At 63.2% G+C, this 22,963-nt stretch carries 23 protein-coding genes; 18 read left to right on the forward strand and 5 right to left on the reverse strand.

All coding sequences use genetic code 11. The annotated features are described in order from the left end of the window. Nucleotides 1-135: 135 nt before the first annotated feature. From J3481_RS06650 to J3481_RS06660, 3 genes are all read right to left on the reverse strand, one after another. A complete protein-coding gene (locus tag J3481_RS06650) occupies nt 136-438 on the reverse strand; it encodes a DUF1292 domain-containing protein (protein ID WP_206831258.1) in 303 nt (100 codons plus the stop codon). A 97-nt stretch (nt 439-535) separates the two neighbouring features. Then, nucleotides 536-886: a YlbF family regulator gene (locus tag J3481_RS06655; RefSeq protein WP_206831257.1), complete on the reverse strand. Its 351-nt coding sequence runs from the start codon at nt 884-886 to the stop codon at nt 536-538. Between the two features lie 50 nt (nt 887-936). Next, the gene (locus tag J3481_RS06660) at nt 937-1,425 is read right to left on the reverse strand and encodes an IDEAL domain-containing protein (RefSeq protein WP_206831256.1); all 489 of its coding nucleotides are present in this window, start codon (nt 1,423-1,425) and stop codon (nt 937-939) included. A gap of 274 nt (nt 1,426-1,699) precedes the next feature. On the opposite strand from J3481_RS06660, the gene J3481_RS06665 reads away from it, so the two are divergent. After that, nucleotides 1,700-1,903, forward strand: a complete 204-nt coding sequence (locus J3481_RS06665; RefSeq protein WP_206831255.1) for a hypothetical protein — start codon at nt 1,700-1,702, stop codon at nt 1,901-1,903. A 62-nt stretch (nt 1,904-1,965) separates the two neighbouring features. Here the strand turns inward: J3481_RS06665 and J3481_RS06670 are convergent, their stop codons facing one another. Next, complete coding sequence (locus J3481_RS06670) at nt 1,966-2,376, reverse strand: YgaP family membrane protein (protein ID WP_206831254.1); 411 nt, start codon at nt 2,374-2,376, stop codon at nt 1,966-1,968. Nucleotides 2,377-2,548: 172 nt separating this feature from the next. Here J3481_RS06670 and clpP point away from each other — a divergent pair, with 172 nt between their 5' ends. The 6 genes from clpP to J3481_RS06700 all read left to right on the forward strand — a co-directional run bounded on the left by clpP (nt 2,549) and on the right by J3481_RS06700 (nt 7,964). After that, on the forward strand, nt 2,549-3,127 hold the full coding sequence (gene clpP, locus J3481_RS06675) for an ATP-dependent Clp endopeptidase proteolytic subunit ClpP (RefSeq protein WP_008339574.1): 579 nt from the start codon (nt 2,549-2,551) through the stop codon (nt 3,125-3,127). Between the two features lie 67 nt (nt 3,128-3,194). Beyond that, nucleotides 3,195-4,346: a cysteine desulfurase family protein gene (locus J3481_RS06680; protein ID WP_206831253.1), complete on the forward strand. Its 1,152-nt coding sequence runs from the start codon at nt 3,195-3,197 to the stop codon at nt 4,344-4,346. A gap of 11 nt (nt 4,347-4,357) precedes the next feature. Further along, on the forward strand, nt 4,358-5,560 hold the full coding sequence (gene thiI, locus J3481_RS06685) for a tRNA uracil 4-sulfurtransferase ThiI (RefSeq protein WP_206831252.1): 1,203 nt from the start codon (nt 4,358-4,360) through the stop codon (nt 5,558-5,560). 25 nt (nt 5,561-5,585) lie between these two features. Beyond that, nucleotides 5,586-5,831 (forward strand): hypothetical protein, encoded by a 246-nt coding sequence (locus tag J3481_RS06690; RefSeq protein ID WP_206831251.1) that lies wholly within the window; start codon nt 5,586-5,588, stop codon nt 5,829-5,831. Nucleotides 5,832-5,970: 139 nt separating this feature from the next. After that, on the forward strand, nt 5,971-6,606 hold the full coding sequence (locus tag J3481_RS06695; RefSeq protein WP_206831250.1) for an RsfA family transcriptional regulator: 636 nt from the start codon (nt 5,971-5,973) through the stop codon (nt 6,604-6,606). Nucleotides 6,607-6,704: 98 nt separating this feature from the next. Further along, nucleotides 6,705-7,964, forward strand: coding sequence for a Ger(x)C family spore germination protein (locus J3481_RS06700; protein WP_206831249.1), 1,260 nt, complete (start codon nt 6,705-6,707; stop codon nt 7,962-7,964). A 3-nt stretch (nt 7,965-7,967) separates the two neighbouring features. Here J3481_RS06700 and ymfI read toward each other — a convergent pair whose 3' ends face one another. Further along, on the reverse strand, nt 7,968-8,717 hold the full coding sequence (gene ymfI, locus J3481_RS06705; protein WP_206831248.1) for an elongation factor P 5-aminopentanone reductase: 750 nt from the start codon (nt 8,715-8,717) through the stop codon (nt 7,968-7,970). 94 nt (nt 8,718-8,811) lie between these two features. Here ymfI and bshC point away from each other — a divergent pair, with 94 nt between their 5' ends. The 11 genes from bshC (at nt 8,812) to murG (ending at nt 22,894) form a co-directional block, all read left to right on the forward strand. Then, the gene (gene bshC, locus J3481_RS06710; RefSeq protein ID WP_206831247.1) at nt 8,812-10,449 is read left to right on the forward strand and encodes a bacillithiol biosynthesis cysteine-adding enzyme BshC; all 1,638 of its coding nucleotides are present in this window, start codon (nt 8,812-8,814) and stop codon (nt 10,447-10,449) included. Nucleotides 10,450-10,617: 168 nt separating this feature from the next. After that, nucleotides 10,618-11,049 carry a division/cell wall cluster transcriptional repressor MraZ gene (gene mraZ / locus J3481_RS06715; protein ID WP_206831246.1) on the forward strand — a complete coding sequence of 144 codons (432 nt, stop codon included), beginning with the start codon at nt 10,618-10,620 and terminating at the stop codon, nt 11,047-11,049. 18 nt (nt 11,050-11,067) lie between these two features. Next, on the forward strand, nt 11,068-12,018 hold the full coding sequence (rsmH, locus tag J3481_RS06720; RefSeq protein ID WP_206831245.1) for a 16S rRNA (cytosine(1402)-N(4))-methyltransferase RsmH: 951 nt from the start codon (nt 11,068-11,070) through the stop codon (nt 12,016-12,018). A 5-nt stretch (nt 12,019-12,023) separates the two neighbouring features. Then, on the forward strand, nt 12,024-12,407 hold the full coding sequence (locus tag J3481_RS06725; RefSeq protein ID WP_206831244.1) for a septum formation initiator family protein: 384 nt from the start codon (nt 12,024-12,026) through the stop codon (nt 12,405-12,407). A 4-nt stretch (nt 12,408-12,411) separates the two neighbouring features. After that, nucleotides 12,412-14,604 (forward strand): penicillin-binding transpeptidase domain-containing protein, encoded by a 2,193-nt coding sequence (locus tag J3481_RS06730; RefSeq protein WP_206831243.1) that lies wholly within the window; start codon nt 12,412-12,414, stop codon nt 14,602-14,604. 88 nt (nt 14,605-14,692) lie between these two features. Continuing rightward, entirely contained in the window at nt 14,693-16,669 is a 1,977-nt protein-coding gene (locus tag J3481_RS06735) for a stage V sporulation protein D (protein WP_456237095.1), read from the forward strand. Nucleotides 16,670-16,731: 62 nt separating this feature from the next. Further along, on the forward strand, nt 16,732-18,228 hold the full coding sequence (locus tag J3481_RS06740) for a UDP-N-acetylmuramoyl-L-alanyl-D-glutamate--2,6-diaminopimelate ligase (RefSeq protein WP_206831242.1): 1,497 nt from the start codon (nt 16,732-16,734) through the stop codon (nt 18,226-18,228). A gap of 12 nt (nt 18,229-18,240) precedes the next feature. Beyond that, nucleotides 18,241-19,206 carry a phospho-N-acetylmuramoyl-pentapeptide-transferase gene (gene mraY, locus J3481_RS06745; RefSeq protein ID WP_206831241.1) on the forward strand — a complete coding sequence of 322 codons (966 nt, stop codon included), beginning with the start codon at nt 18,241-18,243 and terminating at the stop codon, nt 19,204-19,206. A 13-nt stretch (nt 19,207-19,219) separates the two neighbouring features. Then, nucleotides 19,220-20,596 carry a UDP-N-acetylmuramoyl-L-alanine--D-glutamate ligase gene (gene murD, locus J3481_RS06750; protein ID WP_206831240.1) on the forward strand — a complete coding sequence of 459 codons (1,377 nt, stop codon included), beginning with the start codon at nt 19,220-19,222 and terminating at the stop codon, nt 20,594-20,596. Between the two features lie 79 nt (nt 20,597-20,675). After that, complete coding sequence (spoVE, locus tag J3481_RS06755; protein WP_206831267.1) at nt 20,676-21,791, forward strand: stage V sporulation protein E; 1,116 nt, start codon at nt 20,676-20,678, stop codon at nt 21,789-21,791. After that, on the forward strand, nt 21,788-22,894 hold the full coding sequence (gene murG, locus J3481_RS06760; RefSeq protein ID WP_206831239.1) for an undecaprenyldiphospho-muramoylpentapeptide beta-N-acetylglucosaminyltransferase: 1,107 nt from the start codon (nt 21,788-21,790) through the stop codon (nt 22,892-22,894). The genes spoVE and murG overlap by 4 nt, the downstream gene beginning before the upstream one ends. The last annotated feature ends 69 nt before the right edge of the window (nt 22,895-22,963 follow it).

Genomic DNA, 22,963 nt, shown 5'->3' on the forward strand with positions numbered 1-22,963 from the left:
CCCCCCCCGTCCCCTCCCGCCGCGCCCGGCCCCCGCCCCCCCCGCCCCCCCCCCCCCGTCGCCCCCCCAAATAAAAAAAACCCCCCGCCCCCCCCCCCCCCCCCCCCCCCCCCCCCCCCCCGATTCGCAACCTTTTTAGTCTTCCTCTTCCTCTTCCTCGTCCTCGCTGTCGTCAAACAACTCGTCGTTGTATGCGTCCACGACGCGCTGCCACTCTTCGTCGTCCTCGATCTCGGACAACACCATTTGTTCGCCGTCTTCGCCGTCGATGCGGAAGATGACGCCCTCCTCCATGGAGTCGTCAAGCGGCAACAAAACCGCATAATCCTTGTTGTCGACGGTCAGGACTTCGCCCAGCACAAACTGATGCTCTTCGCCGTTTTCGTCCTCCAGGACGATCACTTCGTCCTCGTGTTCGAGAAACTCGTCATGAGCCATTCCTATCTCATTCCCATCCGCAATCCAGATTTGGCCTGCGCCATGCTTGCAACAACATAACACCATGTGTCCACGGTGTCAACGCATGCCGCCGCGCTCATCCATGTGGCGAGGACAGGCTTTGCTGAAGCCGGCTCGAGACGGCGTCGAGCAGTTGGTTGAGCTCGCGTTCGGCCTGCTCGAACGCCGCGATTTCTGGGACGTTCCGCATCTCCGTCAGAAGGCGATCCGCCTCTTCGATCACGTGCCGGTAGTGCATGGGTGGCACGCGCCGCGCCTGAAACTCGGCGACCGCCTCCTGGAGTTCGCGGAAGCGGCGGAGCATCGACTGGGCCTCGGGCGATCCGTCGAGCTTCGCCTTCGCATCCCGGTAGCGCCTGGCCGGCTCTGAATCGGCGATGAGACGGGCAAGCTCCGCGGCTTTCTCCCACAGCGCTCCTCGGTCCATCTCATCACCTCTCATCCGCAGCGTTACCGGGGCGAAGCGCGTCTATACGCCTACGTGGAACTTGGGGTCGGACCCACCGTCGAGTCCTCTTCGCGCATCAGCTCTTCGAGTTCCTTCACGGCGCGGTCAAAGGCTTCGCGGTTCCGCTCGTCGAGCGCGCGGTCGATCTTCATCCGGATCTCCTCCCGACGCATCGCTCGAGCCTCGACCTCCGACAACACTTGCTGCACTTCTGGTGGAATCGGAAGCTCCGGTAGATTGATGAAGACAAACAACTTGTCTCCTGATGATGCGTTGTTGAAATACGCCTGGAGAGCGGGCAGGATCTCCTCCGCCTGACTCACCTTCTTGATGCGGCCGTTCAGCGGCAAACGGGCGATCATCCCGTGGCGCCCGATAATGAGAAGCGGCACGTTCTCCAGCACGATGTTCGTCGACTCCAGTTGGCTATGGCGAGCAGCGAGAAAGTCGATGACGGCCTCTGCTCCGGGCGGGAGCAGCTTGGTCTTGAGCAACAGGATGTCATCCTTCGTCATCATCGCGCGTTCACTCCTTTGCCGGAGTTTCCTCCTGACGGATCATACGCCTGGTATCACGCGACCGCGCTCGTTCAGACGGACAAGCTCGAGTGCAAAGGCGATCCGGAGGTCGTACACCGACCGGCGCTTCGCCACCACCGAAGTGGTGCAAATATTGTAGCAAATGACCGGGCGAAAGAAAATGAGTGAACGCCATTTTCCCATGCGTCACATCGATTCCCTGCGTCCGGGTTCACGACAAGCTCCATACTACGTGCACGGGGAGGGAAGGCGCATGGGGGATTGGGTGTACTTCGCAGGCGTGTACGACACCAAGTTTGAGGCCTACTGTGCCGTCATGTGGGTGGAGGCGGACGAGAGGATTCGCCGTTCCGCACGACCCACCCAGGTCGAGGTCTATCGTCTCCGCAACGGGAAGTACGGTGTCCGGTTCCTTCCTCAAGAGCGCCAATTGGCGCAGCGCGCCCAGGCGGAGTGACTGGGATTCGAGCGAATCGCGGGGACAAGACAGCCATCCACGGGATGGCTGTCTTGCTGTGCCTACGCGTTGTCCTCGTCGCTTGTCTCCCGCTTGGAGCTGTCGACGAGGAAGTCAGCGACCTCGTCCGGGATAGGGATGTCGCTCGCCTGCTCTGCGCCTTGAACCGCCTGCTGTGCCAAGTTCTGAACCTTGTCGGCCGCTTGTCGCGCGACCTTTTTCGCGCCTTCCGCGGCCTGCTGAGCCCATTCCGGCGCCTGCATCGAAGTTCCACCTGGGTTTCCGATGCGTTCCATGGAGGACTTGATCGGGCAAAATCCCGTGAGGGCTTCTGCAATTTTCATGGCGCCAAATCCCGCGAGCAAAGCGCGGGTGAGCGCCGATTGGCGTCGGCCGTACACGGCGGAAGACAGGCTGGCGACTCCAGCGGCGAGGCGCAGACAGCGGTCAGCAGGGTGGATGTTGCGTTGCATGGCCATCCTCCTCTCGCGGGAATACCCACAGTATCCCGCGCATCGCGCATCGCCATGCCGAGAGCAAGCCCCATGCCTGGAAGTTTGGTTGACTTTGACTTACCTTGATGAAATGGCAATGCCGTGGCATAATGGGTATTGTAGTACCGTAATGAAAAGGAGGCTTGAGCGCATGAGTCTCATCCCGTACGTGATCGAGCAGACCTCGCGCGGGGAACGCAGCTACGACATTTACTCGCGCCTGCTCAAGGATCGGATCATCTTTTTGGGTACGCCTATCGATGACGACGTCGCGAACGCGGTCGTGGCGCAACTGTTGTTCCTTGCCGCCGATGATCCGGACAAAGACATCCAGATGTACATAAACAGTCCGGGAGGATCGGTGTCCGCAGGCCTCGCGATATACGATACCATGCAGCATATCAAGCCGGATGTGAGCACGATGTGCGTGGGCATGGCGGCGAGTATGGCCGCGGTGCTTTTGGCGGCGGGGGCCAAGGGCAAGCGCTATGCGCTTCCCAACTCTGAGGTGATGATCCACCAGCCGCTCGGCGGCGCGCGCGGTCAGGCGTCCGATATCGAGATCCACGCCCGGCACATCCTGAAAACGAGGGAACGCCTCAATCGGATTCTGGCGGAGCGCACGGGACAGCCGCTGGAAAGGGTCGCGCAGGACACGGATCGCGACAATTTCATGTCGGCGGAGGAAGCGAAAGCGTACGGATTGATCGACGAGGTCATCTATCGCTGACACGTGGATCCGCTCACGGCCGAGGCGCGTCGGTGCCTCGGCCGTCTCAGTTCAGGAGGGAATCCAGATGGCGGACGAGCTCTACTTCGATTATGCGGCGACTGCGCCGGTGCGCGAAGAGGTGCGTGAGCGCATAGGTGAGTGGTTGGAGATCTACGGAAATCCATCCTCTCTGCATCGCCTGGGCATGCGCGCGGAGCGAGCCCTCCGGCATGCGCGCGAACAGGTGTTGGAGAGCCTTGGCGCTCGCGACGGCCAACTCGTGTTCACGGGCGGCGGCACGGAAGCCAACAATCTCGCCATTTACGGCGTCGCGCGCGCTTATGCGAATCGCGGCCGGCATCTCGTGACCACCGCCATCGAACATCCGGCGGTTCGCGAGGCGATGGCGGATCTCGAGCGCCAGGGGTTCGACGTGTCCTACGTGCATCCTGACGATCGCGGCGATGTGTCGGCGGAGGACGTCCTGCGGCAGGTGCGGGACGACACCATCCTCGTCTCCGTGATGCACGTCAATAACGAGACAGGGGCCGTCCTGCCGGTTGAGGCAATTGCGGAGGGTCTCAAGGGCCATCCCAAGGCCATCTTTCACGTCGACGGAACGCAGGCGCTTGGCAAGATCCCAGTGTCCCTGGCGCGATCGCGCATTCACCTCTACGCGGCCTCGGGGCACAAACTCGGCGCGCTGAAAGGTGTGGGCGCGCTCTACGTGCATTCGAGCCTGCGCCTCAAACCGCACGTCGTGGGCGGGGGGCAAGAGTTCGGATTGCGCTCTGGGACGGAAAATGTCCTGGGGGCGCTGTCGTTCGGCGAAGCCGCGCAACATGCGGTCCGGGAGATGGCGGCAGACGCCGAGGCGGAGAGCAAGCGGGAGCTTCTCAAGCGGGGGCTGAAGGAACTCGGCTATGTCCTTGTCGATCCCGTCCGTCATTCGCCTTACATCCTGTGCGCGGCGTTGCCCGGCGCGCGCGGCGAGATCTTGGTGCACGCATTTGAGGAAAAGGGCCTGTACGTGTCGGCTGGAAGCGCGTGTTCCAGCGGAAAGCACGGGCGCGAACCCAGCCGCGTGCTGACCGCCATGCGGATCAAACCGGACGTGGCTCTTGCGGCCGTGCGGTTCTCATGGCATCCTGGCACTCGAATGCAGGACATGGAGCGCGCGTTGGAAGTTGTGCGCGATCGAACCATGTGGGTCAAACAAGCGTTAGGCATTCGGTAGGGGGACCGGACTTGCTATACGATCATCTTCTCATTCGGTATGGGGAATTGACGACGAAGGGCGCGAACCGCGCCGAGATGGAACAGCTTTTGGAGCGAAACGTGCGGCGCGCGCTGTCCGGATGGCCGGAGGTCAAGGTGACGCGCAGCCAGCAGCGCATCGTGGTTCAGCTGAACGGCGCTCCTGTCGATGCGGCGCTGCAAAAGCTGCAGCAGGTGTTTGGCATCTCGTCCATCTCGCCCGTCGCCGTCGCGCCGCTCGATCTCGCGGCCATTCAACGCACCGCCGTGGAAGTGGCCAAGCGAGAACTGATGGACAAGTCCACGTTCAAGGTGGAGGCGCGCCGAGGCTACAAGGAATTTCCTCTGGACAGTCCTGCGCTTCAGAAGGCCGTGGGCGCAGCCGTTCTGCGCGCGCTGCCGCACATTCGGGTCGACGTCCACCATCCGGACGTCGTGATCGAGGTCGATGTTCGAAAGTCTGCCGCCTACCTCTATCCCAGCCGCGTCCCCGGTTTGGGCGGTTTCCCGGTGGGCATGAGCGGAAAGGGGCTTGTGCTTCTGTCGGGCGGGATCGACAGCCCGGTCGCTGCCTGGAAGGCCATGAAGCGGGGATTGGAATTGGAATTGGTCCACTTTCACAGTTTCCCCTTCACCAGCGAACGGGCTCAGCAAAAGGTCGAAGATCTCGCGGCCATCCTCACGACATGGGGCGGCCCTATGCCCTTGCATCTGGTGTCCGTCACGGCCATCCAGGCGGAAATCCAGCGGTGTGCGCCCGAAGGCCTGCGTACCATCTTGCTCCGGCGCATGATGGTCCGCATCGCCTCGAGGATCGCGGAGGAAGTCGGGGCCGGTGCGCTGATCACCGGCGACAGCCTCGGCCAGGTCGCCAGTCAGACCCTATCAGCTTTGAATGCGGTCGATCGCGTCACGGAGCACACCATTCTGCGTCCGCTCATCGCTGAGGACAAGCTCGAGATCATCGAGCTCGCCAAGCGGATGGGCACGTACGAGATCTCGATCCTTCCCTTCGACGACTGCTGCTCGTTGTTCGCGCCGAAGCATCCGAAGACGAACCCGAAGTTGCGGGATCTGGAGCGCGCGGAGTCGCGCATGGACGTGGACGGCCTGGTCGCGGAGGCCGTGCGTTCGCGCGAGCAAAAGCTCGTGGGAACGGATGAAGGTCCTCGCGCAGGTACAACCTATCGGTGAATCCTCGGAAGGTGGAGGGGTTGCCGTGCGTTGGCTTCGCCTTGCGTTTCGGCTGTTCCGCCTGGCGTCGACGGTGTATGCGCTCTGGAACGCGTCGCGCCTCACGCGCGCCGTGTACTTAGGCAGGCTGGTTTGGCGCGCGATTCGGCGGAAGCCGCTTTTGGAACGCCCGCCGCGCGTCGTGATCGAATACGTGGGAGCGAAGTCGCCTTATATCTATCGGCGCCGCGGGTGGCGAAGAATCCACTCGGCTCATCGCGCCGACCCGTGAAGCTTCATCACCTGTCTTTTGTTTAAGTCTCCTCACCGGTGGGAATAACAAATGGTAGCGTCGGGATAGTTCCGACTCGTGACCATGGAGGAAAGGCCGGTGAAACGGGATGAGTGAAACGAGACATAAGGACAGGGCGATGCGCCAAGACGCCTGGACGACCGAAGACGATGAGATTCTAGCGGAGATCGTCCTGAAACACATCAAGCAAGGTAGCACGCAGCTCGCGGGGTTTAACGAAGCGGCGAGACGGCTTGGCCGCACCGCCGCCGCGTGCGGGTTTCGCTGGAACGCGTGCGTTCGCAAGCAGCAGCGGTATCGGATTGAGCTTGCGAAGGAGGAGCGCAAGAAGAACAAGTCGCAGCGCGTCCAGGCGCAGCTCGAAGGGGGCGACGCCGATCATCCGACGGCGACGCTCATGACGTGGGCACAGGTGCTGAGGTTCTTGCGTCAGGAGAAGAACACGGCGCAGGAGTGGGCTTCGCGGTGGCGCAGCGCGGAACGCCAGTTGAACGAGTGGAAGGCGAAATACGAATCGCTCGAGGCCGAGCACAAGCGCGTGTGCGAGGAACTGCGCGACTTGAAGGCCACGCACGACGCCATCACCCGAGACTACAAGGCGTTGATGGAGATCATGGAGCGGGCGCGCAAGGCGGCCGTCCTGGACGACGATCTCATCGGGCCGAAATTCGCCGAAGGGTTTATGTATCGGATCGACGAGTACGGCAACTTGGAGAGGATCACCACGGGAGAACGGATGGAGCAGGCTGAATAGGCTTGCTCCTCGTTTTTCGATCGTGCAGATGGTATGGCGGATAGGACGCATGGCATGCCGTCTCGCGAGCCATCCTACGAGGGAGGATGGTGAGAGGCATGCGGTTTGGATTCTTTGGGCGCCGTCCCGCGTCCCGATGGCTCACGCTCGCGCTGGTCGCGCTCATGCCGTTGGCCACCACGGGATGTTACGATCGCCAGGAGCTTGAGCAACAGGCGTTTGTCAGCGTGCTCGGGATCGACAAGGCCCCCGGTGGCCTCATCGACTGTACCTTCCGCATTGCGCAACCGGTCAACCCCACCGGCGCGAGTTCCCGTTCGGGCCAGCAACCGCTCGCAGGCAAGGAGCCCATCACCGTGCGCGCGCGAAGCATTCCAGAGGCGATGATGATCGCCAACGGCTCCGTGGAGCGATCCATCACCTTCTCCCATCTCTCCCTCATCGTCTTCGGCGAAGATTTGGCGAAGGAGGGGGTGGAGCCATACATTGAGGCCCTCACGCGGTACCGCGAATTCCGCCGGACGGTACCGGTCTCGGTGTCGAAGGGCAAGGCGAGCGAATCGATCAAGGCGTTTCAGCCCATGCTTGATTCGGCCGTGACCCGCATCGCCGACGGCGTCGCCCTGGTCTCCCAGCGCACCGGGACTGCGCCGGTGTGTCCGATTCAATATCTCATCGACGGCATGGAAAACCCGCACGAGGACGCCATCGCACCTCTGTTCGCCGTCAACCAGAACGTCGAAGACGGCCAGATGCCCGATTCGCCGCATCTTTCGTACCGCGCCGGTGAGGTGCGCCGGGAAGGCGGCAATCCCGTGGACTGGATGGGCGCCGCGGTCTTTCGCGAGGACCGGATGGTCGACGAAGTGACGGGAAAGGATTGCTTGTACCTGCGGCTTCTTCAGGGCGGCGTGCACCATTCGACGCTGACCCTGCAAGATCCCGAAGAGCCTTCCCGGGATATCGGTCTGGAGCTTCACAAGGAACGGCCGGCCGAGTACAGCGTGAACCTGTCGAACCCGATGACCATCACGGCGCACGTGCCTGTGGATGCCGACGTGATCAACATCTCTTCCTCGCGCAACTACGCCGATCCGGCCGCTCGCCAAAAACTGGAGAGTGAACTCGATCAACAGCTGTCCGATCGCATGGAGAAGCTTCTCAAACGCCTCCTGGTCGACGACCAAGCCGACGTCATTCCCGTGTCCAAGGCCATCCGCAGCCAGTTCATGACGTACCCGCAATTCGCGGCGTTTCCTTGGGAGGAGAGGCTGAAGACCGCCAAAATTCATGTCGACGTCGAGATCCACGTCCGAAGGTTCGGCGTGCAGCTTGAACCCATTCAGAAAAAGAGTTGACCTTCAGCTCATCCATCCGCCATCGACGACGAGCACTTGACCGGTGATGTACGAGGCCCTCGGACTGAGGAGAAAGGAAACCGCCGACGCCACCTCTTCCGGACGCCCCATGCGCCCAAGCGGAATCTCCCGCCGCAGCGCCTCGAGTTCGTCGTCGTCCAAGTACTCCAACATCCTGGTCTCGATGGGGCCGGGCGCCACCGCGTTGACGCGTATCGGAATCGACGACCATTCGCGCGCCAGCGACTTCATCCAAGCGATCACGCCCGCTTTGGCCGCCGCGTACGCCGCCTCCATGGCTGCACCGTGCAGCCCGTAAGCGGAGGACACAAAGACGCAGGCGGCATCCGGCGAGCGCCGAAGGTGCGGAAACGCGGCACGCGCCAGGTAGAATGCGGAGGAAAGGTGTTCATCCATCACCTGTCTCCACGACTCGGCGTTCATCTCGTGGGCCAAGCCGCGCATGTCCCGGCCCGCGGCATGAACGACAAGCGACGGCGAACCCAGTTGGGTGGCTGCAGTGATCAGCAGCTTTGCGCCTTCCTCCGCGGCGAGATCAGCCTGTACCGCGAGCGCCTCCGCGCCCAGAGCCCGGCATTCGGCTGCCGTTTTCTCTCCACTTTCACGCCTCTTGAAATACCCGCAGACGACCTTCGCGCCCTGGGCTGCCAACTGCAGGGCGATGGCGCGTCCGATGCCGCCCGACGCGCCTGAGACGACGGCGACACGGCCTGCAAGTTGTCCGCGCTCCATGAGAATTTCTCAACTCCTTACGGTTTTACATCCCAAGCCCCGGTTGTTATGATGAGTGTGGCCATTTTGGGTGGAGCAAAGGGGCGAGTTCTCCTTGAAGTGTACGGTATACGAGGCGCCGACCGGAAATCCGCTTGCCGACGCCCATTTGTTCTCATTCGATCGCGTCCATCATCTGTACGACGATCAGGATCCGCGCGAGATCGCGACGTACCGCGCGCGAGCGGACGAGGTCCTGAAGACATATGCCGCGGACACGCGCGCATCCCTCGTCGAGGCATTGCGAGCGTTTCACGCCCATATCGGTGCCTCCGCGGTTCAAAACCGGGCGCTCGAGCGGCTGGCGCAGCCGGACGCGCTCGCCGTGGTCACGGGGCAACAGGCCGGCCTGTTCACAGGTCCCCTCTACAGTGTCGCCAAAGCCCTGACGGCCATCGGCGTCGCCCGCGAACTGGAACGTCGCCTCGAGCGCCCTGTGGTCCCTGTGTTTTGGATTGCCTCCGAGGATCACGACGCCGAGGAAGTCAATCACGCCTATGTCGTCGATCGGCTGGCCGAAGTGGCGCGCATCCAGCTTCCGCACCGATTTGAACCGCATCAGATGGTCTACTGTGAGGCCCTGACGGCGCGCGACGTGCGAAGCGTCCTGAACCAGGCCGACGAGCGGCTTTCCGAGGCCAGTCACAAGCTGGATGCCCTGCACGCCGTCTGGTCCGCATGGCGGGAAGGGGATTCCCTGGCCACGTGGTTTGCGAGACTGATGGCGACGGCGCTCGCCGAATGCGGACTCGTGTTCTTTGATCCCTGCTTGCCGGACATCCGCCGCTTGGCCTGGCCGGTCTTCCGCGGCACGCTCGAGGCGGCGGAGGAGGTGCAGCGGCAGCTTCACGACGCTTACGCGGAGGTGGAACAGGCCGGCTTTGTCCCGGAGGTGTTGCGAGATCCGCGCCATTCGACCGTCTTCGCCGTGATCGACGGCAAGCGGTTTGTGCTCGAACCGGGCGGACCGGGCTTTGTCGCGCGCGGCCACGGGGAGGCTGGTGCGCTTTCCGAGTGGCTGCAACGTGGCGATCTCGACCCCACAGGCTTCTCCGCGAACGTCCTGTTGCGACCCGTCGTGCAGGACGTGGTGTTGCCCACGCTGGCCTATGTCGGGGGGCCGAGCGAGATCGCCTACTACCCACTGGCGCGCGGGACGTTCCACGCGCACGGGCGCCGTCTGCCACCGCTCATTTTGCGCCAGCGCATGCGCCTCGTGCCGCCGAGCGTCGCTCGCCTCATGCGAAAACACGGGCTGTCGCTCGACGAGATGCGCGAACCCTCGGATCTCGTCTCCAGCCGGGCGTTGGCCGACATCGCGGAGCCGCTGCGCCGGGATGTCGACGCCTGGATCGAAACCGCGCGCGCCGAACTTCGACGCCTCGAGCAGGCCTACGGGGAGGCGGGGCCTGACGTCCGCGCCATGCTCGAGCGCCACGGGGAGGCGGAAGCGCGCGCCTGGAAGGAGCTCGAGCGCCGCGTGTTGCGGGCATGGAAGCGGCGGCGTCAGGACGAGATCAGGCAGTTGCGCCACGTCGAGCGATGTCTGTTTCCCGACGGGCACCCTCAGGAGCGGCGCCTCTGTCCGCTCAACTTCTGGAGCGAGGTCGGGACCAAGCTCTTTGCCGAACTCCCGACGTGGAGTTCCATCTCACAGATGGGACCGGTGCTTGACGTCGTGATCGACGGCTGAACGGAATACCGGATGAACCAAGGCGATCGCGCCACTCGCGCGGTCGCTTTTTGATTTTCAAAAAATCCGGCAAGCCAGCAGGAGATTCGCGATGGACCTCGAACAGGTATGATAGTGGTGGAAAGTGGGGCAAAGTGGGGGACCAGCGCGAGCGGGTGGTGAAGGCCGTTGTTCATGGGTGAGTACGAACATTCCCTCGACAGCAAAGGGCGGCTGACCATTCCGGCGAAGTTCCGGGATGGGCTGGGGGATTCGTTCATCGTCACCCGCGGCCTGGATCAATGCCTGTTCGCGTATCCGCTGGACGAGTGGAGCGCGCTCGAGCAGAAGCTGAAATCTCTTCCCATGACGCGATCGGACGCGCGGGCGTTTGTGCGCTTCTTCTTTTCTGGCGCGTCGGAGTGCGAAGTCGACAAGCAGGGCCGCATTCTCCTGCCTCCCAAGCTGCGGGCGTACGCGAAGCTCGAGAAGGAATGCACGCTGATCGGCGTGTCGAATCGAGTCGAAATTTGGAATACGAGTGTCTGGGAACACTACTCGAGCGACGCGGAGCGGTCATTTGCCGAGATTGCGGAAAACCTGGTCGACTTTTCGTTCTGAATCGCGGGGGATGAGACGTTGGCGTTTGTGCATGAGACGGTGTTGTTGGAGGAGGCTGTCGACGTCCTGTTGCCGCGGTCGGGCGGCGTGTACGTGGACGCGACGCTCGGGGGCGGGGGGCATACCGCGCGCCTTCTCGAGCGATCCGCGCCCGACGGCGTCGTGATCGCGTTCGACCAGGACGAGAGCGCGATTGCGCATGCGGAGCCATTGAAGCAGCGGTATCCTGACCGCCTCACGCTGGTCAAGTCCAATTTTGCGCAGATGGAGGAGCGACTCCGTGCGCTTGGCGTGACGGCGGTCGATGGGGTCTTGTTCGATCTCGGCGTATCCTCACCTCAGTTCGACCTTCCTGAGCGGGGATTCAGCTACTGGCACGAGGGCCCTCTCGACATGCGCATGGATCGGCGTCAGCCGCTCACCGCGCGGGACATCGTGAACGAGTGGGACGAACGTGAACTGGCCAGGATCCTTCGGGATTACGGCGAGGAGAGGTTTGCGGCTGCCATCGCGCGCGCTGTGGTGCGGGCGAGATCGCGCAAACCCATTGAGACGACGACGGAACTGGCGGAGATCGTCCGCGCGGCCATTCCGGCCGCGGCAAGGCGCTCGGGCCCGCATCCGGCGAGGCGAACGTTTCAGGCCATCCGGATGGCGGTGAACGACGAGCTGGGCGCTCTGGAGCGGGGGCTCGAGGCTGCGTTTCGCGCCCTCCGGCCGGGCGGACGGCTGTCCGTCATCACCTTTCACTCCCTCGAGGACCGCGCGGTGAAGCGGATGTTTCAGACGTGGGCGCAGGGGTGCATCTGTCCGCCGGAATTTCCGGTCTGCCAGTGTGGCCGCAGGCCGCTTGGACGTATGGTGTCGCGCAAGCCCGTGACGCCTTCGAGCGAGGAGTTGGAGCGCAATCCGCGCGCGCGATCGGCGAAGATGCGCGCATTTGAAAAGCTGGATCATGGGGAGCGATGAATGCCATGTCTGCTGTGCAACAGGAACTTCGCACGCGTCGCGAGGCGTGGGGGCACACGTCGCCGGGGCGTGAACGGGATGCGAGAGCGGAGGAGCGGCGCGCCGCCCGTCGGCGCCTGTGGAACCGGGTGAGCTTTGCCTTGTGCTCGATGGTGAGTTTCGCCGCAGTGTGGTGGGTCGCGTCCAAGGGAGCGGAGATCTACGAGTTGAACGATCAGCACGCCAAGCTTCAGTCGGCCATCGCGGCGCAGCAGGCCATCAACGCGAACCTCGAGATGCAGGTCTCGGAACTCGAGCAACCCGCGCACATTCTGTACGTCGCCATCAACAAGCTGCACATGGTGTACAAGAATCCCGTGATGATCCCGACGCAGGGAAGCGGCGAGTGATGCCATGAATCGGACCGGCGGGCGAACGAGCAGAAGAAACAGTTGGAAGCGCCCGAGGCGGAGGCTTTGGGCGCTTCAGCTGGCGATGGTGGCGACGCTCGGCGCCGTGGTCTGGCGCATTTACGACGTGCAGCGGGTATACGGCGGCACGCTGAAACACGATGCCGCCAAGGTCATCGACGTGAACGAGCCCCTACTGGCGCCTCGTGGCTCCATTTTGGACGCACAAGGCAATCGCCTTGCCTACGATGTTCCGGCGTACTACGTGGACATCGAACTCCAACCCATTCGTCCCTACGCGAACGCTGTCGCCAGGATTCTCGCGCCTGTGTTGGGGACGAATCCGTCCGATCTCGCCGCCTTGCTTTCGAAGCCTGTCGCCTGGATCCAGTTGCCCACGCCTGTCGAGGCCCTTGTGAAATCAAAGCTGGAGGCGGCCTTTGCCGCGCACGCCTGGGCGCCGGATGACCATCACACGGCCTGGGAGAACTGCGTGACGTTCACGCCGACGGAACTCCGCGTGTATCCGTACGGCGATTTTGCGTCAAACGCAATTGGCTATGTCGTCAAGGGCGTGGGCGAAAGCGGCGTGGAGCTCGAAATGAATTCCTACTTGGCGGGTCAAAACGGGCTGATCTCGTACGAGCAGGACCCCACGGGGATCCCCATCCCCGGCAGCGTCAAGGTGGTCAAGGCAGCCAAGGCCGGGGACAGTGTTCAACTGACGCTCGACGAAACCATTCAAGGGTATGTCGAGGATCAGATGGACGCACTCGTGCAAAAGTATCACCCGCTCCACGCGGCCATCGTCGTATCGGATCCGCAGACGGGCGCGATCCTCGCGATGTCGAGTTATCCCAATTTCAATCCCAACGAGTATTGGAAAGCGAGCCTGGAAGCTCTCTCGTCCAACTGGGCCGTCTCCAGTGCGTTCGAGCCTGGGTCCACGTTCAAGCCGTTCGTGCTCGCGGCTGCGCTGGCGACGCAATCCATCAATCTCTACGACACGTTCCAGTCAGGGCAAATCACCATTGACGGACGCACCATTCATGACTGGAACTATGTGGGGTTCGGGACACTGACGTATCAACAAGCGCTCGAAGAATCGTCGAACGTCGGTTTCGCGCGCATCGCGTTGGCGCTCGGGTGGCCCAACCTGAACAAATACCTTCAGTTGTTCGGCTTCACAGCGAGGACGGGAATCGACCTTCCCAATGAAGCGACGTCCATTCTGTTTCCGCCTTCTGAGCAGGGGAAGATCGAGCTCGCCACGGCGGGCTTCGGGCAAGGCATCGCCGTGACCCCGATGCAGCAGATCATGGCGATGGATGCCATTGCAAATGGCGGACGCCTTTTGCGCCCGTACATCATCAGCAAGGTGATCTCGCCCTCCGGGCGCGTGATTCAGGAGAACAAGCCTAAGGTGATTCGCCAGGGCTTCCTGCCCCAGAGCGTGATCCAAGAGGTTCGGGACACCATGGTGCTCGACGTCTCGGATCCCAAGCACGGGATCGACACGGGCGCCGCCATTCCTGGCTATGAAGTCGCAGGCAAGACCGGGACGGCTCAGATTGTCAATCCCGCCACCGGTGCGTATTACCAGAACAAGTTCGAAACGTCGTTCATTGGTTTTGTACCCGCCCAAGATCCCAAGGTCGTGGTCTATGTCACGGTCTACGATCCGCAGGTGGCGCCGGACGAGGCGTGGGGAAGCACGGTGGCGATTCCGATTGCGCGCGCCATCATGCAGGAATGCCTCAATTACTACCACATTCCGCCGACGGGCGCCGTGAAATCTGTTGCGTCCGAGCCCGGAGAAGGTCAGGTGTCCTACGTGGAGACGCCGAATCTGATTGGGATGACGCAAGCGCAGGCGGAGGCCGTCCTGCAACAGGACGGACTGCAGGGCATGTTCGCAGGGACAAGCGGCATGGTCGAGCGCCAATGGCCCGCCCCAGGCGTTGAGGTGCCGCGAGGCGCGAAGCTGTACGCGCTCCTCGCCGATCACCAGACAGCCGCGCTGTCCATGCCGGATCTGACGGGGCTCACGTTGCGGGATGCGGCGAATCTGCTTGCGGCGATGGGACTCGACGTGTCCACGTCGGGATCGGGATATGTGGTGAGCCAGTCGGTTCCACCGGGAACCCGCGTCAAGGCGGGAGAGACGGTCAAGATCAGGTTGTCGCCCAACGGCTGACGCGCCGCGCGTCAGCCCTTCTATTCCTGCGGGGACGCGCATAGGCTAGTCTCAGCGAACAAGCTGTGCGACGTTGGGGGCGAGGTCTGTGCGCGTGACTCCTGGACTGATGAGGCGGCGGCTGGTCATGCTGTTGTTTGGGCTGTTTGCCGCCATCGGCGCGCTCATAGGTCGGCTCGTGTACGTGCAAGGATGGCAATCCGCGTGGCTCTCGAACCTGGCGAAGCAGTCGTGGGATCGCACCGTGCCGTTGTCCGGCATCCGCGGGAGCATCCTCGCGAGCAACGGGCAACCGCTGACGTACACGGCGAGCGCACCGACCATCGTGGCGGTACCGAGCCAAATCAAGGACAAACCCGGCACGGCCGCGAAGCTGGCGCCCATTCTACATATGAGCGTGGACAACGTCTTGCGCCAAATTTCCCAACGGGAGCTCATGGTGTACATTCGCCCAGGTGGGCGCCAGATGTCTGAGGAACAGGCCAACGCCATCCGTGAGATGGAACTTCCTGGGATCTATCTCACGGAGGATGGAAAGCGGGCGTACCCGTACGGATCGCTCGCCGCTCAGGTGCTTGGCATCACCGGTTACGACAACGTGGGGCTCACCGGGCTCGAGAAGATGTACAACAGCGTGCTGTCGGGGAAGAAGGGCGGCATCACGTTTTACGCCAAGGCGAACGGGGAGCTGATTCCCGGCGAGGGTCAGTCGGTGGTTGAACCGACCGACGGTGACGACATCAAGACCACCCTTAATCTTCAGATTCAGCAGTTCGTCGAGCGGGAGATCGAGCAGGCCGTGGCGGAATACCATCCCGATTCGGTCACCGCCATTGTGGAAAATCCCAAGACCGGCGCCATCCTGGCCATGGCCAATTACCCGACGTTCAATCCCGCCGACTGGCGCTCGGCCGATCCGGCGACCTACAATCGCAACCTAGCCATCTGGCAGACGTTCGAGCCCGGCTCGACGTTCAAAATTGTGACGCTCGCCGCCGCGCTGCAAGAGAACAAGGTGAATCTGAACGACCGGTTTTACGATCCCGGTTACTACGAGGTGGCGGGCCATCGCATCCGCTGCTGGAAGGCCGGGGGGCACGGTTCCGAGTCGTTCCTGAACGTGGTCGAGAACTCGTGCAACCCTGGTTTCATCGCGCTCGGCGAAAGGCTGGGCAAGGAGGCGCTGTTCTCCTACATTCGCGCGTTCGGTTTCGGTCAAAAGACCGGCATTGATCTCCCTGGCGAAGGCAACGGAATTCTGTTCAAGCTCAGTCAGGTCGGCCCGCTGGAGCTCGCCACCACGGCGTTTGGCCAGGGCGTCTCCGTCACGCCCATCCAGCAGGTCATGGCGGTCGGCGCCGTGGCAAACGGCGGCAAGCTGATGAAGCCGTATCTTGTGTCGGAGGTCATCGATCCGGACACGGGCCGTGTGGTGTCCGTCACCAAGCCCACCGTCGTCCGTCAGGTCATCTCGCCTCAGGTCGCAGCGGAGGTTCGCGCCGCCCTCGAGAGCGTCGTGGCCAACGGAAGCGGGACGAGGGCGTATCGCGACGGATACCGGATCGCCGGGAAGACAGGTACGGCGCAAGTGGCCAAAAATGGCCGATACGAGCCCGGTCACTACATCGTGTCGTTCATCGGCATGGCTCCCGCCAACGATCCGGCTCTGGTTTGCTATGTCGCCATCGACAATCCGCACCCCGAGCACGGCGTCGTGTTTGGCGGCGTGATTGCGGCGCCTATCGTCGGAAACATTCTGGACGACGGACTGCGCGAGCTCGGTGTGCCGCCACAGACGCAGGGGCTGAAGAAAAAGTACCGTTACCCCGAGGTGCCTCCGGTGACGGTTCCGAATTTCGTGGGACTCACGATGAAGGAAGCGCAGAATTTGGCGCTGCAGAATTCCGCGAATCTGAGAGTTCAGGTGCTCGGCCAGGGTGATGTGATCGTCGCGCAGTCTCCGGCCGGAGGCTCGCAGGTGGAACCGGGCTCGACCATCCGCCTGTACCGCGGGCAGAAGGCTCCGTCTGGAAGTCAGCCGGCGGCCTTTGCCCTTGGAGGTTGACATGGAGCGGCGGCTGCCCTAGATTTGCGAATGGCACGCCGGAGGTTGGGGAGGAAGGCGCCATGCGATTGCGGCAACTGTTTCAGCCTTTCGTGAATTTTCAGGTGACGAATGCGGAAAATCCCGATGTGTTGAATATCACGACGGATTCGCGGGCGGTGGAGCAAGGCAGCCTGTTCGCGGCCATTCGCGGCCACACGGTGGACGGACATCGGTTTGTTCGTCAGGCCGTGGAGCGCGGCGCCGTGGCGGTCATGGTGGAGGAGCCTGTCGCGGACGTGCCCGAATCGATTCCGCAGGTCGTCGTCCCGGACACGCGGCACTGGAGCGCGTTGGTGGCGGATCGGCTGTTTGGCAGCCCGTCGCGCCAACTGCGCGTGATCGGCGTCACCGGGACCAACGGCAAGACGACCGTGACCCATATTGTGCGCCACCTGCTCGACGCGTCGGGCAGAAGGGCCGGGCTCATCGGCACCGTGGGCGCGAAGTGCGGCGCCGTCTCGTGGCCGCTTCCCAACACGACGCCCGAGGCGGTGGAGGTGCATCGACTGCTTCGTCGATTCGTCGAGGCAGGCGCTACGCACGCGGTGATGGAGGTCTCCTCGCACGCGCTGGTCGAGCGGCGCGCCGCGGGGGTCTCGTTCGCGTGCGCCGCGTTCACCAATTTGACACAGGATCACCTCGATTTCCACGGTACCATGGAACGGTACGCGGCGGCGAAGGCGTTACTTTTTTCACGCCTCGGCAATGGCCCTGGAGACGATCCGTCGCGGGCCATTTATGCCGTGATCAACGCGGACGATCCGTGGTCCCACGTGATGGCCGAGGCTTCCGCCGCGCCGATCCTCACCTATGGGATCGAGCGGCCTGCCGACGTCCGGGCCCGCGAGGTGCGGTTGTCCGCCGACGGCGCGCGCTTTTGGGTCGATTCACCGGCAGGCGCCTTTCAGGTGGAAACGCCGCTCATTGGCCGGTTCAACGTCTACAACGCTTTGGCCGCCGTGGCCATCGCGCTCGTCGAAGGGCTCGCGCCGGGCGAGATCCAGGAGGGCATTCGGTCGTATCCGAGCGTACCCGGGCGGATGGAGCGCATCGACGAGGGCCAGCCCTTTTCCGTCTTTGTCGACTATGCGCACACCCCCGATGGTCTCGAGAATGTCCTTGCGGCCGTCCGCGAGTTTGCGCCGGCGCGCGTCCTCGTGGTGGTGGGTTGTGGGGGCGATCGCGACCGAACGAAGCGGCCCAAAATGGCCGCGGTCGCGGTGAAACTCGCGGATCGGGCCATCTTCACGAGCGACAATCCGCGGAGCGAGGATCCGCTCGCCATCCTGCGCGACATGCGCGAGGGCGTGACGCCGGAATTCGCCCACAAGGTGATCGAAGAGGTGGATCGACGTCGGGCGATTGAGGCGGCTATCGCCGAAGCAAAGCCCGGCGATGTCGTCGTGATCGCCGGCAAGGGGCATGAGGACTACCAGATTGTTGGCACAGAGAAGCGTCACTTCGACGACAGGGAAGAAGCCCGCCGCGCCATTCGCGCGCGCTGCGGGCGGAACTAGGGGGCGTTTCCGTTGGATATTCAAGCGCTGGCGCTCACGGCGCTCGCGGCGTTCGTCATCGGCGTGCTCTTGGGGCCCATCGCGATTCCCATGCTGCACCGGCTCAAGTTTGGCCAGTCGATCCGCGAAGAGGGACCCAAGCACCATCAGTCCAAGGCGGGCACGCCGACCATGGGCGGGGTCATCATCCTGGTGGCGGTGGTCTTGACCACGGTCCGGTTTGCATTCGGCAGCCTGGACACGGTGATGTTGCTCATCGCGACCGTGGGGTTCGGATTGATCGGTTTCGCGGACGATCTGATTAAAATTCTAAAGAAGCGAAACTTGGGCCTGACGGCCAAACAGAAGGTGATTCTGCAATCCGTCCTGACGGTCATTCTCTTCGTCCTGCTGTACCGCGAGCAGGGGCAGGAAGCGCTCGCCGTTCACATCCCGTTTACGGACGGCGCCGTGCGCCTAGGCTTCTTGTATATCCTGTTTCTGATGCTCGTGCTCGTCGGGACCACCAACGCGGTCAACTTGACCGATGGGTTGGACGGGCTTTTGTCGGGATCCGCCATCATGGTGTTCGCGGCGTACGCCGTGTACGCCTACTGGCACACGAGTTACGACGTCGCGCTGTACTGCGCGGCCATGGTGGGTGCGCTCGCCGCCTTTCTCGTCTTCAATCGGCACCCGGCGAAGGTGTTCATGGGAGACACAGGATCCCTTGCCATTGGCGGGGGGCTGGCGATGGCCGCGGTCTTGACGCACAGCGAACTGACCCTCATTCTGTTCGGTCTGGTGTTCGTGATTGAAGCTTTGTCGGTCATCATCCAGGTGTTTTCGTATCAGACGTTCGGACGGCGCGTCTTCCGCATGAGCCCGTTGCATCACCATTTCGAGCTCGGCGGCTGGTCGGAGTGGGAAGTTGTGCTCCTGTTCTGGCTGGCCTCGTTCATCTGCGCATTCGGCACGCTGGCGGTCGTGTCGCACTGAGGAGGCCATCGAAGTGAAACGTGTCACACCTGAAGCGTGGCTGCAGGCGCCCGGCGAAGTCCTCGTGGTGGGGCTCGGCAAGAGCGGCACCGCCGCCGCGGCCCTTCTCGCACGGCGGGGGTTTCGCGTGACGGCAACGGACGAGCGCGACCTCGATCCGGCCGATCCGGCCGTCGCCGAGCTGGCGTCGCTGGGAGTGGAGCTCGCGCTCGGCGGCCATCCGGCTGAGTTGGCCCATCGGCCGTGGCAGTTTGTCGCGAAAAGCCCCGGCATTCCCTACCATCAGCCGTTCGTCGCGGAACTGGCCAAAATGTCGCATGTCATCGTGACGGATGTCGAGATCGCAGGGTGGTTGGAGCAAAGGCCCATCTATGCCATCACGGGCTCGAACGGGAAGACCACGACGACGACGCTTGTCGGCGAGATGCTGAAGGCGTCGGGCATGAACCCCATCGTCGCGGGAAACATCGGCACGCCGGTGTGCGACGTGGTGACGAAGCCCGGTGACGTGCTGGTGCTCGAGGTCTCCAGTTTTCAACTCGAGGGGACCGCGACGTTTCGCCCTCACGGGGCCGCGCTGCTCAACTTCTATCCAGCGCATCTCGACTATCACGGCTCCTATGAAGCGTATCAACGTGCGAAGTGGAAGCTGTTCGCCAACCAAACGCCGGACGATGTCGCCGTGTTGAATTGGGATCAGTCGCTCATCCGAGATCGCGCGGGGCAACTTGCGGCGAGCGTGCGCGGATTCAGCCTGGAAGGTGCGCCGTTTGCCGACGGCGTGGGCGTGATCGACGGCGAACTCGTCTTCGTGCGGGCGGGCGAGAGGACGCCACTTCTGCCCGTGGATCACGTGGCGCTTCCAGGGCGCCACAATCTTCAGAACGCGGCGGCGGCCGCAGCACTCGCCCTGGCAGCGGGGGCGAGCGAAGCGGCGGTCGCGCACGTGCTCAGGACGTTTCAGGGCGTGGAGCACCGGCTGGAGTTTGTTCGCGAAGTGGCGGGCGTGCGCTATTACAACGATTCGAAGGCGACGAATCCCGACGCGGCGAGGCAGGCGCTCAGGTCGTTCCCGGGCGGTATCGTGTGGATTGCCGGCGGGTTGGATCGAGGTCTCTCGTTTGACTCGCTGTTGCCGGATGTCGCTGGCCGAGTGCACGCGGCCGTCCTGCTCGGCGAGACCAGGGAGAAGCTCCGGGACATGCTCGCGAGGGCGGGTGTGTCTTCGTGCGCGTTCGCGTCGTCGATGGACGAGGCGGTGCGCGCGGCCAGCCGCATGGCGCAGCCAGGGGATGTGGTCCTGCTTTCCCCGGCTTGCGCGAGTTGGGATATGTTCCCTTCCTACGAGGTGCGGGGCAGCATGTTCAAAGAGGCGGTGCATAGACTGTAACAGCGTGTCCAACGGCTCCTGCCGTTGGTCCACACCGCGCCGCTGGGCGCGGAAGGGAGGGAACGCGGTGTTGCGGTCTATGTCGTTGTCATCGAACCGGGCGCCAGGCTCATCGCCCGATTTCACGCTGGTCGGCGTGATCCTGTTGTTGCTCGCGTTTGGCGTCACCATGGTGCACAGCGCTTCGTCCGTCATTTCAGCGACGCGATTTCAAGATCCGTTTTATTTCTCGAAGCGCCAGTTGCTCTGGGCCTTGATGGGCGTCGGACTGATGCTGTGGCTCTCGCGCGTCGATTACCACGTGTGGCGAAGGCACGCCCCGAAGATTGCGCTTGCGAGCTACGCGCTGCTCGTGCTCGTGCTGCTGGTGGGCGTGAATCGCGGCGGATCGAAGGCGTGGCTCGGCATCGGATCGCTCGGGATTCAGCCGTCCGAGTTTGCCAAGCTCGGCCTCGTCATGTTCCTCGCGCATCTGCTCGCCGAGTCGAAGGACCGGATGCACTCCTTCTGGCGAGGATTCGTGCCTCCGATGGGGCTCGCGCTGGTCGCCGTGGGCCTCATCATGCTGGAGCCCGATCTCGGCCAGAGCGTCGTGATCATGGGAACGACCCTCATCATGCTGTTTGTGGCGGGTACGCGGTGGTCGCATTTGGGCGCGCTGTTTGGCACCGGTCTCGTCGGATTCGCGGGGCTTGTCGCCATGGCGCCGTACCGCATGGACCGGATTTACGCCTTTCTTGACCCGTGGAAGTATCCGTTGGGCAAGGGGTACCAGATCATCCAGTCGCTCTACGCGCTTGGCTCCGGCGGCATCCTGGGCCTTGGCCTCGGCCATAGCCGGCAGAAGTTTCTCTATCTGCCCGAGCCGCAGACCGATTTCATTTTCTCCATCGTCGGCGAAGAGCTCGGTCTGCTCGGAACCGTCTCCGTGCTTTTGCTGTTTGCGGTGCTCGTCTGGCGCGGCATTCGCACGGCGCTGTATGCGCCCGATGACTTCGGGACGCTGCTCGCCACGGGGATCACCGGGATGATCGCCGTGCAGGTCCTGATCAACATCGGCGTCGTGACGGGATCGATCCCGGCGACCGGCATCACGCTCCCGTTCATCAGCTACGGCGGCTCGTCCTTGACGCTATTGCTGAGCGGCGTGGGCATTCTGCTCAACATTTCGAAGCAGGCGGGGATGGTAGAATGAAAGTGTTGTTGACGGGTGGAGGCACGGGCGGCCATATTTTCCCCGCGCTTTCACTCTGGCGCCATCTGGCGGCGCGCATCCAGGGGGCGGAGTTTCTGTACGTCGGAACCGAGCGCGGATTGGAAAGCCGTCTCGTGCCGGAGGCAGGTCTGCCGTTTGTCGCGGTCCATGCGGCCGGACTCCGGCGCGAGCTATCGTTGGACGCCGTGCGGACGTTCGCCGCCACGTATCGCGGCTATCGAGAGTCCCTGCGCATTGTGCGCGCGTTTCGCCCCGACGTCGCGGTGGGCACGGGCGGCTTTGTGGCGTTGCCGGTGATGTATGCCGCCTCGAAGCTCGGCGTGCCCTCCGTGATCTGGGAGGGAAACGCGCGCCCAGGGCTCACGAATCAGCTTCTCATGCGGCGTGTCGACGCGGTGGCCGTTTGCTTTCCAGAGAGCGAATCGCAGTTTGCTGGCGCGAGACGCGTCGTTCTCACAGGCAATCCGCGCGCCAGCGAAGTCGCGTCGGTTTCCACGGCGGACAAGCGCAGGGCGATGGATGCCTACCGAATTCTGCGTGGGCAGCGCGTCGTGTTGATCGTCTTTGGCAGCCGTGGCTCCGAGACCGCCAACCGAGTCGCGGCGGAAATGCTGCCGCGCTTTGCGGATCGCCCGGACTGGCGCCTTTTGTTCGTGACGGGCGAGCGCCATTTCGAGGCCATTCGCGACCAGGTCGGTCCGTTGCCGCGTAACGTGACGATCCATCCGTTCATTTCGGACATGCCTTCCCTTCTGCCCCACGTCGACGTGATCGTGAGCCGGGCGGGGTCGAGCACGCTCGCGGAGATCTGCGCGCTCGGCGTGGCCTCCATCCTCGTCCCGAGTCCGTACGTGACGGCGAACCACCAGGAAGAGAACGCGATGCAGCTCGCCCGTGCGGGGGCGGCGCGCGTGGTTCGAGAGGCCGATCTGACGCCGGATCGCCTCTGGGAAGAAATTCGCAGCTTGTTGGAGAGCGACCTTTCCGACATGCGGGAGCGTGCGCGGACCTTTGGGCGGCCCGACGCCGTGCATCGTCTCGGCGATCTCGTCCTGGAAGTGGCGGGCAAGGGATCGCGTTAGGCACTCACCCTTCGCCCAAAGCGGCATATGATGCGGTTGCGGCGATGAGGCAGGTGACTCAGTGGAACT

The organism is Alicyclobacillus fructus (assembly GCF_017329605.1).
GTDB lineage: Bacteria > Bacillota > Bacilli > Alicyclobacillales > Alicyclobacillaceae > Alicyclobacillus > Alicyclobacillus fructus.